Source organism: Idiomarina sp. 29L, assembly GCF_004123135.1.
Taxonomy (GTDB): Bacteria; Pseudomonadota; Gammaproteobacteria; order Enterobacterales; family Alteromonadaceae; genus Idiomarina.
Genome location: NZ_SDJS01000001.1, coordinates 67,615 through 79,775, shown reverse-complemented (window position 1 = coordinate 79,775; position 12,161 = coordinate 67,615). Strand labels below are relative to the sequence as shown.

Annotated in this window: 16 protein-coding genes; 3 read left to right on the top strand and 13 right to left on the bottom strand. The window is 48.9% G+C overall.

Annotated features, from left to right (window positions below; translation table 11 throughout):
- Positions 1-98 precede the first annotated feature (98 nt).
- Positions 99-410 (top strand): DUF6170 family protein, encoded by a 312-nt coding sequence (locus EST55_RS00395; RefSeq protein ID WP_100692249.1) that lies wholly within the window; start codon positions 99-101, stop codon positions 408-410.
- Here EST55_RS00395 and EST55_RS00390 read toward each other — a convergent pair.
- Genes EST55_RS00390 through ccmA form a run of 11 tightly spaced genes read right to left on the bottom strand, consistent with a single transcriptional unit; the run spans position 379 to position 9,115 of the window.
- The gene (locus tag EST55_RS00390) at positions 379-1,368 is read right to left on the bottom strand and encodes a response regulator (protein WP_129496124.1); all 990 of its coding nucleotides are present in this window, start codon (positions 1,366-1,368) and stop codon (positions 379-381) included. The genes EST55_RS00395 and EST55_RS00390 overlap by 32 nt on opposite strands.
- A 55-nt stretch (positions 1,369-1,423) precedes the next feature.
- Positions 1,424-2,185, bottom strand: a complete 762-nt coding sequence (locus EST55_RS00385) for a VacJ family lipoprotein (RefSeq protein ID WP_129496123.1) — start codon at positions 2,183-2,185, stop codon at positions 1,424-1,426.
- A complete protein-coding gene (ccmI, locus tag EST55_RS00380; RefSeq protein ID WP_129496122.1) occupies positions 2,182-3,390 on the bottom strand; it encodes a c-type cytochrome biogenesis protein CcmI in 1,209 nt (402 codons plus the stop codon). The genes EST55_RS00385 and ccmI overlap by 4 nt, the downstream gene beginning before the upstream one ends.
- Positions 3,383-3,841, bottom strand: a complete 459-nt coding sequence (locus EST55_RS00375; protein ID WP_129496121.1) for a cytochrome c-type biogenesis protein — start codon at positions 3,839-3,841, stop codon at positions 3,383-3,385. Before EST55_RS00375 ends, ccmI begins: the two co-directional genes overlap by 8 nt.
- Positions 3,838-4,389: a DsbE family thiol:disulfide interchange protein gene (locus tag EST55_RS00370; protein WP_129496120.1), complete on the bottom strand. Its 552-nt coding sequence runs from the start codon at positions 4,387-4,389 to the stop codon at positions 3,838-3,840. Before EST55_RS00370 ends, EST55_RS00375 begins: the two co-directional genes overlap by 4 nt.
- The gene (locus tag EST55_RS00365) at positions 4,382-6,334 is read right to left on the bottom strand and encodes a heme lyase CcmF/NrfE family subunit (protein ID WP_129496119.1); all 1,953 of its coding nucleotides are present in this window, start codon (positions 6,332-6,334) and stop codon (positions 4,382-4,384) included. Before EST55_RS00365 ends, EST55_RS00370 begins: the two co-directional genes overlap by 8 nt.
- Complete coding sequence (gene ccmE / locus EST55_RS00360) at positions 6,331-6,813, bottom strand: cytochrome c maturation protein CcmE (RefSeq protein WP_088768628.1); 483 nt, start codon at positions 6,811-6,813, stop codon at positions 6,331-6,333. Before ccmE ends, EST55_RS00365 begins: the two co-directional genes overlap by 4 nt.
- A 9-nt stretch (positions 6,814-6,822) precedes the next feature.
- Complete coding sequence (gene ccmD, locus EST55_RS00355; RefSeq protein WP_240665215.1) at positions 6,823-7,026, bottom strand: heme exporter protein CcmD; 204 nt, start codon at positions 7,024-7,026, stop codon at positions 6,823-6,825.
- Complete coding sequence (locus tag EST55_RS00350; RefSeq protein WP_129496118.1) at positions 7,026-7,763, bottom strand: heme ABC transporter permease; 738 nt, start codon at positions 7,761-7,763, stop codon at positions 7,026-7,028. Before EST55_RS00350 ends, ccmD begins: the two co-directional genes overlap by 1 nt.
- A 1-nt stretch (position 7,764) precedes the next feature.
- Positions 7,765-8,448 carry a heme exporter protein CcmB gene (gene ccmB / locus EST55_RS00345; RefSeq protein WP_129496117.1) on the bottom strand — a complete coding sequence of 228 codons (684 nt, stop codon included), beginning with the start codon at positions 8,446-8,448 and terminating at the stop codon, positions 7,765-7,767.
- Entirely contained in the window at positions 8,441-9,115 is a 675-nt protein-coding gene (gene ccmA / locus EST55_RS00340; protein ID WP_129496116.1) for a cytochrome c biogenesis heme-transporting ATPase CcmA, read from the bottom strand. The genes ccmB and ccmA overlap by 8 nt, the downstream gene beginning before the upstream one ends.
- 78 nt (positions 9,116-9,193) lie before the next feature.
- On the opposite strand from ccmA, the gene EST55_RS00335 reads away from it, so the two are divergent.
- Both EST55_RS00335 and EST55_RS00330 read left to right on the top strand, forming a co-directional pair.
- The gene (locus tag EST55_RS00335) at positions 9,194-10,909 is read left to right on the top strand and encodes a flagellar hook-length control protein FliK (RefSeq protein WP_129496115.1); all 1,716 of its coding nucleotides are present in this window, start codon (positions 9,194-9,196) and stop codon (positions 10,907-10,909) included.
- Complete coding sequence (locus EST55_RS00330; RefSeq protein WP_053952938.1) at positions 10,906-11,187, top strand: EscU/YscU/HrcU family type III secretion system export apparatus switch protein; 282 nt, start codon at positions 10,906-10,908, stop codon at positions 11,185-11,187. The genes EST55_RS00335 and EST55_RS00330 overlap by 4 nt, the downstream gene beginning before the upstream one ends.
- Here the strand turns inward: EST55_RS00330 and EST55_RS00325 are convergent.
- Complete coding sequence (locus tag EST55_RS00325) at positions 11,184-11,621, bottom strand: DUF2802 domain-containing protein (protein ID WP_129496114.1); 438 nt, start codon at positions 11,619-11,621, stop codon at positions 11,184-11,186. The two genes, EST55_RS00330 and EST55_RS00325, sit on opposite strands and share 4 nt — an antisense overlap.
- A 21-nt stretch (positions 11,622-11,642) precedes the next feature.
- Positions 11,643-12,146 carry a chemotaxis protein CheW gene (locus EST55_RS00320; protein ID WP_088768635.1) on the bottom strand — a complete coding sequence of 168 codons (504 nt, stop codon included), beginning with the start codon at positions 12,144-12,146 and terminating at the stop codon, positions 11,643-11,645.
- Positions 12,147-12,161 lie beyond the last annotated feature (15 nt).

Here is a 12,161-nt window from a genome sequence, read left to right as displayed (position 1 = left end):
CTGTCCTTACAATTAATTCATTCGAAAAAGAGGGCAAGTTTATAACCGTTAAGCATGTTATAATGCAAGCCATTCAGTAAAATTCAATGAAACAAATTATGGCGTTATATTTTTCTTCTCGCAGTATCCCACAACTTAAGGCATACAGTTTCACTGAGCGTGCAATGATTCTATCAATCGCTCAGGAGAAAATGCCAGTTCCACGCCGCTTAATTTGCAATTTAGCGAAACTGGTGCCTATCTGTGTCATCTTTTTTTTAGTTGTAGAAGTTGAAGGATGGTGGAAGTTGTTAGCGCTATTGGTGGCCGGTATCGGTTACCCATTATTCACACAGCCCATTAATATCAATATGTCGATGCCTTATATTGATAAAGCTGTTAAGCAGTTTGAGGCTCAGCGCTCACAATAAGCTCTTTGCCATAGCAGCGGCAATGCAAGCGATGCAGCGACTCTAAATGATGCGTGCGATAATTTGCGTGCTTCCAAATACCCAAGGCTAAGTCTGGCTTGGCACTGGGCGATGGCTCTAATTTGTCGCCAGCCTGCGCCCATTGCCAATGACCGGTTTCTGTATCAAGTACACCTACCATGATATCGAAAGCGGTTCTTACCTGAGAGTGGCAGAGTTCAATATTCAGGTGCTCTAACAGCATTCCCGGCTGCACCAAAGTATTGTCCATACCTGATAAGTACTGCCGTATGACCGGGTCTACCAAAGTTTTCAGTACCAACAGCGGTACCAGGTTTTGCTCGGTTGCATTTTGCGCCGCCGCCATAACCACCAGCGCTTTGCCATTTCCTAAAGACCGATAATCGACCCAGGCAGGTGTTGTGTCTGCCGGATGAGTTGCACACTCAAAGTTATACGCACCAACTCTCAACGGGCTTTTAGGCAGTAACTCTTCGGTTAGCTTCCCGGCTATCATGTCGTCCTGATAAATGACATCAATGTGCGCATCAAGCTCCCAAATGTCGTGCAAATAGGAAGTTTCGAGTTCATGTCGCTCCAGACAATGTCCGATGGCACTGTCCAACACATCAAGACTTTGTAGAGGTTTAACGAGATAATCCCAGGCACCAAGGCGCACTGCTTCACGAATGTCTGACATTTTCTCTGATGCGGAGATAACTATAATAGGCAAGTGGGCACAAACTTTTAGAAGTCTTTCTATGACTTCCAGACCATTAATGTCCGGTAAGTTTAGGTCACAAAGTACAACATCAGGGCACTGTTGCTCGCAAAGTTCAACCCCTTGTCGTCCAGCATCAGCGCAGCACACGTCATAACCATGCTGGCAGAGATACTCTTTCAGCATGGACTGGAATACTAAGTCGTCTTCAATAACCGCAACGTGCGCTTTCGGCATGGCTCAATTCTCTTTGCTCACCATGTCTTAAGCATTGTTCAGGAATAGAGATCCGTCAACGTGACTCGTCGTCAAAATCCTCAAAGTCACCGTCGAACTCATCATCAAATTCTTCGAAGTCACCGAAATCATCTTCCGGTAAGGGGGGATTCCCATCGTAGACCTGATCTTGCCAACGTTGATAATAAACGTCTTTCACGAAAGAATATGGGTCGAGCGAGTTCTCCAATACCTGTTCCTGGTCACGTAAGCGTATACGCATTTCGAGACCTTTCACCGTGTAGCGAAGCACATCGACCGGCCAAGTCAGTGACGGGTATGGGAAATATTGTCCGTCAGCGTAGTCACCACCGCGATCAACAATAACGGTCGGCCCCAGTAACGGCAGCATAACGTAAGGCCCTTCAGGCACCCCCCAAACGGCCAGCGTCTGGCCAAAGCTCTCTTCTTTTTTCTCCAGACCTATTGGTGTAGCCACGTCAAACAGACCGACCAGCCCTACTGTAGAATTAATTAAAAAGCGCCCCAGTGATATGCCCGCATCACCCAGTTTCCACTGCAGGATGTTATTCACAAAAGACGATGGCTCTTCTAAGTTCTCAACGGCGTTATACAGTGACGTGCGGATAGGCTGAGGTACGTCATCATAAACATTTGCTGCCGGTTGAATAACCACTTCGTCAACATCGCGGTTAAACTCCCACATGCCGCGGTTAAAATCCTCAAATGGGTCACGAGGGTCGGCATAAGGATCTTCCGGAGTGGAAGAGCACCCAACTAACAATACTGAGAAAAGTAACAATCCGTATTTTTTCATTCTTGAATCCGTGTTGATAAAGTCACTGTCGCTGTTTGATTCGCCTTAGCTTTAATAGTCACTGTCGACGCTTCCAGATCACCCGACTCTGCTTCAATATTCTCATCTTGTGAAACACGAGCACGAACTGTCCATTCATCTAAGTCAGACAATTTATGGTCCGGTAACATGGCGTTGTCGTTTGATAAGGTATAGGTCACAGGAAAGCCTTTGACCGCCTCGCGAACCACTGCCGCCGGCATAGGCGTGTCGTTCCCGGTGACATAGACAAACAGCGTTGCGTTTTCAGGGAGAAACTCGCGAACGGCAGAATCAATATTCACCGTAACGGTTAATGTAATTCCTGCACTGGCTTGCTGTTGCTTCGCGTCTGCTAACGCATTCTGAACAGCCACGTAACGCTCTGAGCCGGGCGATAATTGTTCCTGCAGCAGTTCCCAGGCTTGAATCGCCTGCTCCCAATCCTGTTGTTCATACGCCACGAAACCCAGTAGCGACAATGCTTCTATATTCGCGGGATTCAACTTTAAAGCGCGTGCCAATAAGTTAGCTGCTTTCGCTTTATTTTGTGCTGAACCAGACATAAGTAGGAAGCGACTATAACTCACCAGCGTGTTGAGTCGTTCAGGCTCTAAATCCAATGACTTTTGAAACGCCTCGTCCGCTTCTTCCGGAGCGCCAATATCCACCATTAGACCAGCATATATCCACCAGGCAATAGCATCATCCGGATCGCTCATCAGCTTCTGACGAAGACCCAACGCGAACAGGTTAAGTTCTTCAGGCTCAGCTGCCTGAGCTTGTTCACTTAAAAGCTTTTTGCCCAGTTCAGGCAAGCGCTCGCGTGCTTCTGACGCTTGTTCCTGTAACTGCCAACTACCAAAACTCCAATACAAAACAACCGATATAAAAACGACAATGGCAGCGGGCAAAACAACCGGCGCGGGACGCCAGTCGACACTTTCTTCAATGTCTTTACTGTCATTCACAAAGGTTTTATCGAGTTCCTGTTTGGAATAGTCGAACTCTTCGTCAGATAAGCCGTGCAAAGAACGCTCTTCTTCAAGCTCAGCTAAACGTTGCTCGTACCAGCGCCTGTTCTCATCCTGTCTTTTTTGAATACGACGCTGCTTCCCTGTCGCCAATAAAACAAAAACGACAGCAACTAACAGCATCAACAACATTACGATGATTAAACTAGTCATTGTCGTTATTCCTTAACCGTTCTAATTGAGCACGTTCTTCTGGGGTCAGAGCGGCTTGCTCTTTTTTCTGGCGAGTCAACACAACCGCAACGCCAATACCGATAATTACAATAACCAAAGGCCCAAACCAAAGCACAGCTGTCGCGGCCGTAAAGGGGGGCTCATAATGCACAAAGTTACCGTAACGCTCGACCATAAAGTCGATAATTTCCTGCTTGGACTTACCTGCCTTCAGCATTTCATAACTTTTATCCCGCATGTCTTCAGCCAGCGGCGCATTAGAGTCAGCAATGTTTTGGTTCTGACACTTCGGACAGCGCAACTCCTTAATTAACTGTTGGTAGGTTTCCCGCTGTTGCTCGCTGTCAAACGAGCGCGTTAGAGTATCTTGCGCTGTTGCACTAAAAACAAGGACGCTTAGCAGAGTAGCCAAAAGGAGTAGTCGACTCATTGCGCCTCCCGCTTCAGCTGTTCATAAATGGGCTTCAATGTGCTCTGCCAGTTACGCGCATTCACATCGCCAACATGGCGATACCGAATAACGCCCTCTTCATCAATAAAGTAGGTTTCGGGAGCGCCATAAACACCAAACTCAAAAGCCACATTCCCTTCTGGGTCAAACAAATTAATGGTGTACGGGTCGCCTAAGGTGTTCAGCCAGTTCACCGCTTTCTCACGCGAGTCGTCTTTATAGTTTAAGCCGACAATGGGTATGCCTTCTGACGCCAGCTGATTCAAAAACTCATGCTCTGCACGACACGTCGGACACCAGGTTGCCCATACATTCAACAACATGGGTTCACCTTTTAACACTGACTCATCATAAGCAATGCTGGTGTCATAAAGATCAACTGTCTTAAACGCCGGCACCGGTTCATTAATTAAAGCTGAATCGAGCTTAGTCGGATCACTGCCCAGCCCTTTTAGTAAAAAGGCCGCTAATGCGATAAATAAAACGAGCGGTGCAAATAAAACTATCCAGCGAAGGTTCTTATTCATTTGCCCCTCCGTTTTTGCGCTTACGATAGCGTTTATCCGCCATAGCAAAGACACCGCCTATTGCCATAATAATCGCACCAAGCCATATCCAGCGAACAAATGGTTTAACATAAAAGCGTATCGCCCATGCGCCATCTTCTAGCGGCTCACCCATAGCAATGTAGATATCTCTTAACAGGCTGGCATCGAGCCCCACCTCTGTCATACTGGTTCGCTGAACGCGGTAAAAACGCTTTTCACTGGTGACTTCGGTGACAAGATTACCATTTTTAGTCACCGTAAACTCTCCGGAGTCAGCGTCGTAGTTCGGCCCCTCCCGGTGGTCTAAGGAATCAAAGCTGACGTTGTAGCCGATAATTTCAACCGACTCTCCCGGTGCCAGAGCAATGTCACGCTCTTGTTCATAATGCGACACTAACGTAATACCAATTAAAGTCACGGCGAAACCAATGTGACCCAGTACCATGCCCCAATGACTCCCCGATAACCGAGTTATGCCGTACAGACCCTGCTTACGTTGCTTGACCGTTTGCTGTACCTCGGTCAACGTGGCAAGGCCGACCCAGAATGCTAGAAATAGTCCAATAACGACCATGGCCGGTAGCTCATCGGCCCATATTTTCGGGAGTGCGTAAGCAAGGACAATGGCAAGACTAAGCGCCAACGCAATCGGTTTTAATAGCGGCTTAAGTGCCTGTCGACGCCAGCGCAACAGAGGCCCCAGCCCTACCATCAGAGCAAATGGAATGACAAGCCAGCTGTAGACACCATTGAAAAACGGTTCACCAACTGAAATGCTACCCAAACCAATTTCTTTATGAATCAAAGGCAGCATAGTCCCCAGAAAGACGACTGCCATTGCCGCCATCAATAATACGTTGTTCCCCAGCAGCATGACTTCGCGGGAAAATAATTCATATCGGCTGTAGCTTTGCATTTGTCCCGCTCGCATGCCGTATAAAATTAAAGAGCCGCCAATAACCAAGGCTAATAGCACCAGAATAAACAAGCCACGGGTTGGATCAGATGCAAAAGCGTGTACTGAGACCAAAACGCCGGAGCGAACCAGGAAAGTTCCCAATAGGCTCAAACTAAAGGCCGCTATTGCCAGTAATACCGTCCAAGACTTAAAGCTGCCTCGCTTTTCGGTAACCGCTAACGAATGCAACAAAGCGGTTCCAACCAGCCAGGGCATAAAACTGGCGTTTTCAACAGGGTCCCAGAACCACCAGCCGCCCCAGCCAAGTTCGTAGTAAGCCCACCAGCTGCCAATAGCAATTCCCAGCGTCAGGAATATCCATGCCGCTAATGTCCAAGGGCGTGACCAACGCGCCCAGGCCGCATCAAGCTTACCCGATATAAGCGCCGCAATGGCAAACGCAAAGGCCACCGAGAAACCGACATACCCCATATACAGTAACGGAGGATGAATGATCATGCCCGGGTCTTGTAACAATGGGTTTAAGTCACGCCCGTCCACGGGAATCAACGGTAAGGCGCGATCAAACGGGTTCGACACCGCCAACATAAACAAGTAGAAGCCAATGCTGATTAAACCAAGAATCGCTAACACCCGCGCCACCATTGGCAAAGGCATAGAACGTGAAAACAGTGCTACCGCCGCAATCCAGCCGGCCTGCATCAGCATCCAGAGGAGAAATGAGCCCTCGTGTGAGCCCCATACCGCCGTTACCCGATAAGCAACCGGCAAGTCTGAGTTAGAATTAGCTGCCACATAAGCAATACTGAAGTCATTGCTGACAAAACCCCACACTAATAAGCCAAACGCCACAGCGGTAAAGAAAAATTGGCCCAGAGCAAAAGGTCTTGCCAGTGACATCATGCCACCGTGGCCTTTTATTGCCCCCCAAAGCGGGTAAAACGCCAGCAAACAAGAGAATGCCAGCGCGATAGCAATCGCGAGATGGCCTGCTTCCGCTATCATTGCTCACCATCCTCGTAAGGTTTATTTGGGTTTACGTGCTTAATGCCTTTCATTTTTTCAGCCAGCTCTGGTGGCATATACTCTTCGTCGTGCTTTGCTAATACTTCCGAGGCTTTTAAAACCGTCGGTTCAACGAGCTCGCCTTGCGCGACAATACCCTGCCCTTCGCGGAATAAGTCTGGAAGAATACCTTGATACAGCACCGTAATTTCGGGGCCTGTATCCGTAATATTAAACGACACTTCCAGGGTTTTCGGATCGCGCTCAACCGAGCCTTCAACGACCATTCCGCCCACTCGCATGCGTTGCCCGACTTGCGGTTTTTGTTTGCCGTCATCGGCACCTTCGACGATTTCACTCGGTGTATAAAACAAGTCAATACTTTGGCTTAGCGCGTATAGCATCAGCCCTGTCGCTATAGACACCCCGAACACTAAAATCAGCACCCAGGTTAATCGTTGTTTACGTCTTGGATTCATACGTCTCTCCTACTGCGACACAGACCGTTGGCGCTTGGCCAAACGCTGCTGACGATTTTGCAATTGCTGACTCTTTTTCTTCAGGGATTGACGAGCGATAGCGGTTTCCAGTGCGACCAGCGCGATAACGACAAAGCTCAAGAAAAAAGACAACCAAACATACAAGCCGTAGCCACCCATAGTAATAAAGTCCTGAAAACTGTCGAATGCCATCAATTTTTCTCCAGTTCATGTTGCGCCCAGGGGCGGCCTAATTCGTGTCGTAGTATCTCATTTTTTAACCGCATCATCACCAGTGAAATGGTTAAAAACAGGAAGCCCGCCAAGCATATTAATAACGGAATAAGCATACTGGTCGCTATCGAAGGTCTCTCAAACTTGGTAATGGTCGCTCCCTGATGCAAGGTGTTCCACCACTCGACGGAGTAATGAATAATAGGCAGGTTAATCACCCCAACAAGTGAGAGTATGGCTGCGGCTTTCGCGCCCGTTCTGGCGTCATCAAACGCAAAGTACAGCGCCATAACGCCAATGTATAAAAACAGGAGAATCAGTTCGGAAGTGAGACGTGCATCCCACACCCACCAAGTGCCCCACATCGGCTTACCCCAAATGGCTCCGGTTAGTAGTGCGACAACCGTCAACGCAGCGCCAACCGGAGCTATCGCCGGAATTGCCCACTCCGCTGTTTTAATTTGCCATATCAGTGCTATACCACCCATTATCGCCATACCTGAGTAGGCGCCCATCGAAAATATAGCCGCGGGCACATGCAAAAATATGATTCGATAACTGTCGCCTTGTTGGTAGTCAGACGGCGCAAAAGCGAGCCCCCAAACCACACCAACAGCCAAAGAGATAAAGGTTAATGCTGCAAACCAAGGCAGTAACTTGTCCACCAGTCGGTAGGTCGCTTCAGGCTTTGCATAAGGGTGTAACCATCGCCACATATTAATTCACACTCATTTTTATGCCCGCTGCTATCGCCAGCGGAGACAATGTTATGGTTAAAACAGAAATAGCCGCCAGAATAGCCAACTGGCCGTGGACTGCAAGCCCCATAGAGGCATTTTCAACAGCGGCAGTGGCAAAAATCAGTAGCGGAATAAATAATGGAATAAGGATAAGACTGATAAGGGAGCTGCCTCTTTGCACCTGCAGTGTCAGTGCCGCACCAATTGCTCCAAGCGCACTCAGCGCTGGCGTGCCTAGCAGCAGGCTGAGCGCTAGCGCCCACCAACCTTGCAGTGGCAAACTCAACAACAGCGCCAGTAGTGGGGACAAAATAACGAGAGGTAATCCAGTCAACAACCAGTGCGCCATCACCTTTGCGGTTGCCGTAAACGCCAATGGCTGAGGCAATAAACACAACTGCTCCAGTGTGCCGTCCTGAAAGTCATCTTTAAATAAGCGTTCTAAGCCAAGCAAGCTGGCCAACAGTGCCGCCACCCAAATAATTCCCGGCGCAATACGCGCAAGAATATCAGGTCCAGGCCCGACGCCCAGAGGGAACAACGTCACCACCATCAATAAAAAAAGCAGCGGATTCAAGGCGTCACTGCGTCGACGTGCGGCTATACGCAAGTCACGCTTGAGTACCGCAAACCAAACCTGTCGCATGGACGGATTAATCATAAGCCACCTCATTGTCCACTTGTGAGGTCAGGCTTAAATCAATCAGTTTGGGAGACAAGTTCGGCAGCGTCAGTGACTGATGTGACGTAAAGATAATACAGCCGCCGTCACTCAAATGCTCTGCGAAACGCTTTTGCAGTAACCCAACGCCTTGCACATCTAAGGAAGTAAAAGGTTCATCCAGAATCCACAGCTTTGCCTTATTCGCCCACAGCCGGGTTAAAGCAACACGTCGCTGTTGGCCAGCTGATAGACGGCCCGTAAGCTCATCTTCCAGCCCCAGCAAACCGAGCTTTTCCAATAAGTCCCAGCCATCAGTGTTAGGGCTTGCGGTAAGTTGCTGTTGCCAATAGAGGTTTTCTAATGCGGTAAGTTCGCCTTTTACAGCGGCTTTATGACCAATAAACAGCAATTGCTGACAGTAATCCTGCCAAGCGTCGCGCAAATCAGAGCCGTTAAACTGAATACGGCCCTCTGTGGGGTCTAAAAGCCCGGCCAGCATTCTCAATAACGTCGACTTGCCCGCGCCATTCGGGCCAGTTACCTGCCATAACTCACCAGGGTGTAACTGGAAGCTCAGATCATCAAACAATACTCGACCACCACGCGTTGAGCTAAGCTGCTCGGCATGCAACAGTGGCACTTTAGCGGTAGTTTCTTGTGTCATGAGGATTTTACTACTGAGCCCTTACTGGTAAGCTGACGCAAATGCCACCGAGTCTACCATAAAATTTGAGTAAAGCGCATGGCTGATATCACGCAACTGTTACAACAAATGCTGAACGCTCCAGAGCGCTCTATAGCTCGTATTGATAAGCAAAACATCGCAACACTTGCACGCATTTTAACAGGCGCGAATACTGCAGGTAGCAATTCAGCTTCAACCGCCAGTAAGCCAACCTTGCAAATACCCGCGTCTATACTCACGCCTCAAACCGAGAATAAAGCCCAGCAAACTTCGCCGCCGCAGATACAAGGCGCTAGCTGGCAATGGCCGAACCCGCCAAAGGCACTGTTAACGCAACTGCCCGCTAAACTGGCAAGCAGCACACAATTGCAATTACAAATATCCATGCCGCAGGGGAACAAGCCGGTTGTACAAATCGTCATTAGCCAACCGACACCCACTGAGCCAGCACAGCCGGGACAACAGAAGCAAGTCACGCAAGCACCTCAAGGCAATACAGTAAACACACAAATTGGCAAAGTTGAAATACCGATTACCCAGCTGCCGCCCAAGCTTGTTAAAGCGTTGGTCGATAGTCCGCAGGCTTCGCAAATACTCAAAATAACTCAAAGTGCCAGAGCACCACAGCCAGCAGACAAGGCGCCGCTCAACGTAGCCCATCCAATTCAGCTTTCGCGTGGTATCGCCATTAAACAGGCGCATCAGTTGAGCCCGCAGCAGTTTCAGCAGGCACTACAAACACTGCTCACTCAAATAAAAGCACAACTTTCTGCGCAACCTTCCGTGCCCCCCAGTAATGCTGCAAACACGTCATTGAAGATTCCTGAATTGTCTGCGCTTATTGCCAAAATAAACACCAGTGTCAATACAGCGACAACGTCAGGCGCTAGTGCAACCAATACGGCGTCTACGACTCAAGCAGCACAGACCGCCGCAACCTTAACAGCGGCTTTGCGTTCCCCCTCTAATGCCATTGAACAGCTCATAAAAGTCGTGTTGCAACAACAGCCCTCTGGCGAATCCATGCAGCGCCCGGAAGCGTTACAGCGTTGGATTAACGACTGGTTTGCGGCGCGTCCGGTCAGTGTGCAGTCAAGCCAGCAAATGGGGTCACTTGGTCAAATGCTAATGACGCTGCTGGGGCTGAGCTTACAACAGAACAGTCAACAACAAAGCACCGCACAAGCAAGTTTGCAATCTTTGCCAAAGCAATTCACTCAAGCACTAATACAACAGGTGTTAAACCCGTCCCCTGACGTTGCGGGTGATGTGCGTGAGCGCATTAATCAACTGTTGCTGCAATTGCCTCAGCAGCAATTGCAACGACTGCTACAGTTATTCACTGGCGTACTAAATTCAGCCCAAAGCGCTCAGGCACGGCTACAAGACTCGCCGGTGCAGCAGCCTGAGTATTTCATTTTGCTGCCGACCGACCCACAAAAGGCCGGACAAAACGAGTTGCTTATTCGCCCGGAGCGAGAGCCCGATACGCCGGAGCAGGAGGGTCGCACGTTATGGCTTTTCACCTTACGCTTTGAGTTAGAAGCAACAGGCGCTTTACTGGTTAAAGGCCGGTATCATCCGCAGGGCTCGTCAGTCGATTTTTATGCCGAGTCACCTTCAGCGCAAAGCATTATCGAGAAACACCTGGAGCAACTGGAGAAGCGGTTGTCCGATTTAGCGGTTAACAGTGTGAAGTTTCGCGTTCAGCAAGGGCGAATTCCGGAAACCCTGGCGACACAACAAAGTGGCATTATTCGGGTGAAAGTATGACGGACAAAAAAGAGAAGCAAGCCATTGGGCTGTCGTATGACGGCTTTAACGCCCCCAAGGTTATCGCTCGCGGGTTTGACGAGCTAGCGGAAGAAATTATCGCCGTTGCCAAAGAGCATGGCGTGTTAGTTCATGAAGATCCGCTCTTGTCGGACTCACTTGCCAAACTCAATGTTGGTGATGAAATTCCGCGTGAGCTTTACATTATTATTGCGGAAATTATTGCTTTTGCTTATTTGTTGGACGGTAAGTTTCCGCGACAATGGGAGGAAGGTTAACCTTTACGCTGGTGCAAGGATACCAACAATTCTGCTTCTGCCTGAGGTAGCTCACACTCGTGCATCAGCTCTTCAACCGTTGCGCCACTGGCTACTAACTTACTTGCTCGATGATATAATTTTGAGCCCGGATCCTGCTCAGCCAGCTCCTGAAGCTTTTCCTGTAATCGACGTTGCTCGTCATTAAGTGTGGCAACTTGCTGTTCTAACTGCGCCAGTAACTGCTTTTCGGCGAAGTTAGTCTCTGGTTTCGTCTCATTCAACTGCTCTTTTAAGGAAAGCACTTCGGTCGCCGTCTCAGTGAGCATTAACAAGCGTTGTTGCTGACGCTCAATAAGCTCGGCCTGGCGACGCGATGTCATAATAACAGCAACCAACGCAATCAGCGCCAGCCCAAGAGCCAGCGCTGATATTGCAATAAGCCAAAGTGTCATGGTTAAACCACCCGCTCGCGATTAACCCAAACGAGAAATTTCATCCCACTCGTCATCCGTCAGCATTTTATCCAGATCAACCAAAATCAGCAGTTCGTCATCCCGGTTGCTGACGCCTTGAATGAAACGAGCACTTTCGTCGGTACCCACATTCGGTGCGCTGTCTATTTCAGAGGTTTTCAGGTAAACCACTTCGGCAACGCTGTCAACCAAAATGCCGATAACCTGCTTTTCAGACTCGATAATAACAATACGTGTGTTATCGGTTACTTCGGTTGGTTGTAGACCAAAACGAAGACGAGTGTCGATAACCGTTACTACATTACCACGCAGGTTGATGATGCCCAGTACATAGTTAGGCGCTCCGGGTACTGGCGCTATTTCGCTGTAACGAAGCACTTCCTGAACCTGCATGACATTAATGCCATAAGTTTCATCGTCAAGCTGAAACGTGACCCACTGCAATACTTTATCGTTACTGTCAGCGTCCGTTTCATTTTTGATAGCGCGATTATCTTTACTCATGTTTCACTCCGCCAT

What these genes read in the sequence shown, in the direction of transcription:
- EST55_RS00375 (WP_129496121.1), bottom strand. Translation starts at nt 3,841, where the DNA reads ATGAGTCGACTACTCCTTTTGGCTACTCTGCTAAGCGTCCTTGTTTTT.
- EST55_RS00395 (WP_100692249.1), top strand. Translation starts at nt 99, where the DNA reads ATGGCGTTATATTTTTCTTCTCGCAGTATCCCACAACTTAAGGCATAC.
- EST55_RS00320 (WP_088768635.1), bottom strand. Translation starts at nt 12,146, where the DNA reads ATGAGTAAAGATAATCGCGCTATCAAAAATGAAACGGACGCTGACAGT.
- EST55_RS00385 (WP_129496123.1), bottom strand. Translation starts at nt 2,185, where the DNA reads ATGAAAAAATACGGATTGTTACTTTTCTCAGTATTGTTAGTTGGGTGC.
- EST55_RS00350 (WP_129496118.1), bottom strand. Translation starts at nt 7,763, where the DNA reads ATGTGGCGATGGTTACACCCTTATGCAAAGCCTGAAGCGACCTACCGA.
- ccmA (WP_129496116.1), bottom strand. Translation starts at nt 9,115, where the DNA reads ATGACACAAGAAACTACCGCTAAAGTGCCACTGTTGCATGCCGAGCAG.
- EST55_RS00365 (WP_129496119.1), bottom strand. Translation starts at nt 6,334, where the DNA reads ATGATAGCGGAAGCAGGCCATCTCGCGATTGCTATCGCGCTGGCATTC.
- ccmE (WP_088768628.1), bottom strand. Translation starts at nt 6,813, where the DNA reads ATGAATCCAAGACGTAAACAACGATTAACCTGGGTGCTGATTTTAGTG.
- EST55_RS00370 (WP_129496120.1), bottom strand. Translation starts at nt 4,389, where the DNA reads ATGAATAAGAACCTTCGCTGGATAGTTTTATTTGCACCGCTCGTTTTA.
- EST55_RS00390 (WP_129496124.1), bottom strand. Translation starts at nt 1,368, where the DNA reads ATGCCGAAAGCGCACGTTGCGGTTATTGAAGACGACTTAGTATTCCAG.
- ccmB (WP_129496117.1), bottom strand. Translation starts at nt 8,448, where the DNA reads ATGATTAATCCGTCCATGCGACAGGTTTGGTTTGCGGTACTCAAGCGT.
- EST55_RS00335 (WP_129496115.1), top strand. Translation starts at nt 9,194, where the DNA reads ATGGCTGATATCACGCAACTGTTACAACAAATGCTGAACGCTCCAGAG.
- EST55_RS00330 (WP_053952938.1), top strand. Translation starts at nt 10,906, where the DNA reads ATGACGGACAAAAAAGAGAAGCAAGCCATTGGGCTGTCGTATGACGGC.
- ccmI (WP_129496122.1), bottom strand. Translation starts at nt 3,390, where the DNA reads ATGACTAGTTTAATCATCGTAATGTTGTTGATGCTGTTAGTTGCTGTC.
- ccmD (WP_240665215.1), bottom strand. Translation starts at nt 7,026, where the DNA reads ATGGCATTCGACAGTTTTCAGGACTTTATTACTATGGGTGGCTACGGC.
- EST55_RS00325 (WP_129496114.1), bottom strand. Translation starts at nt 11,621, where the DNA reads ATGACACTTTGGCTTATTGCAATATCAGCGCTGGCTCTTGGGCTGGCG.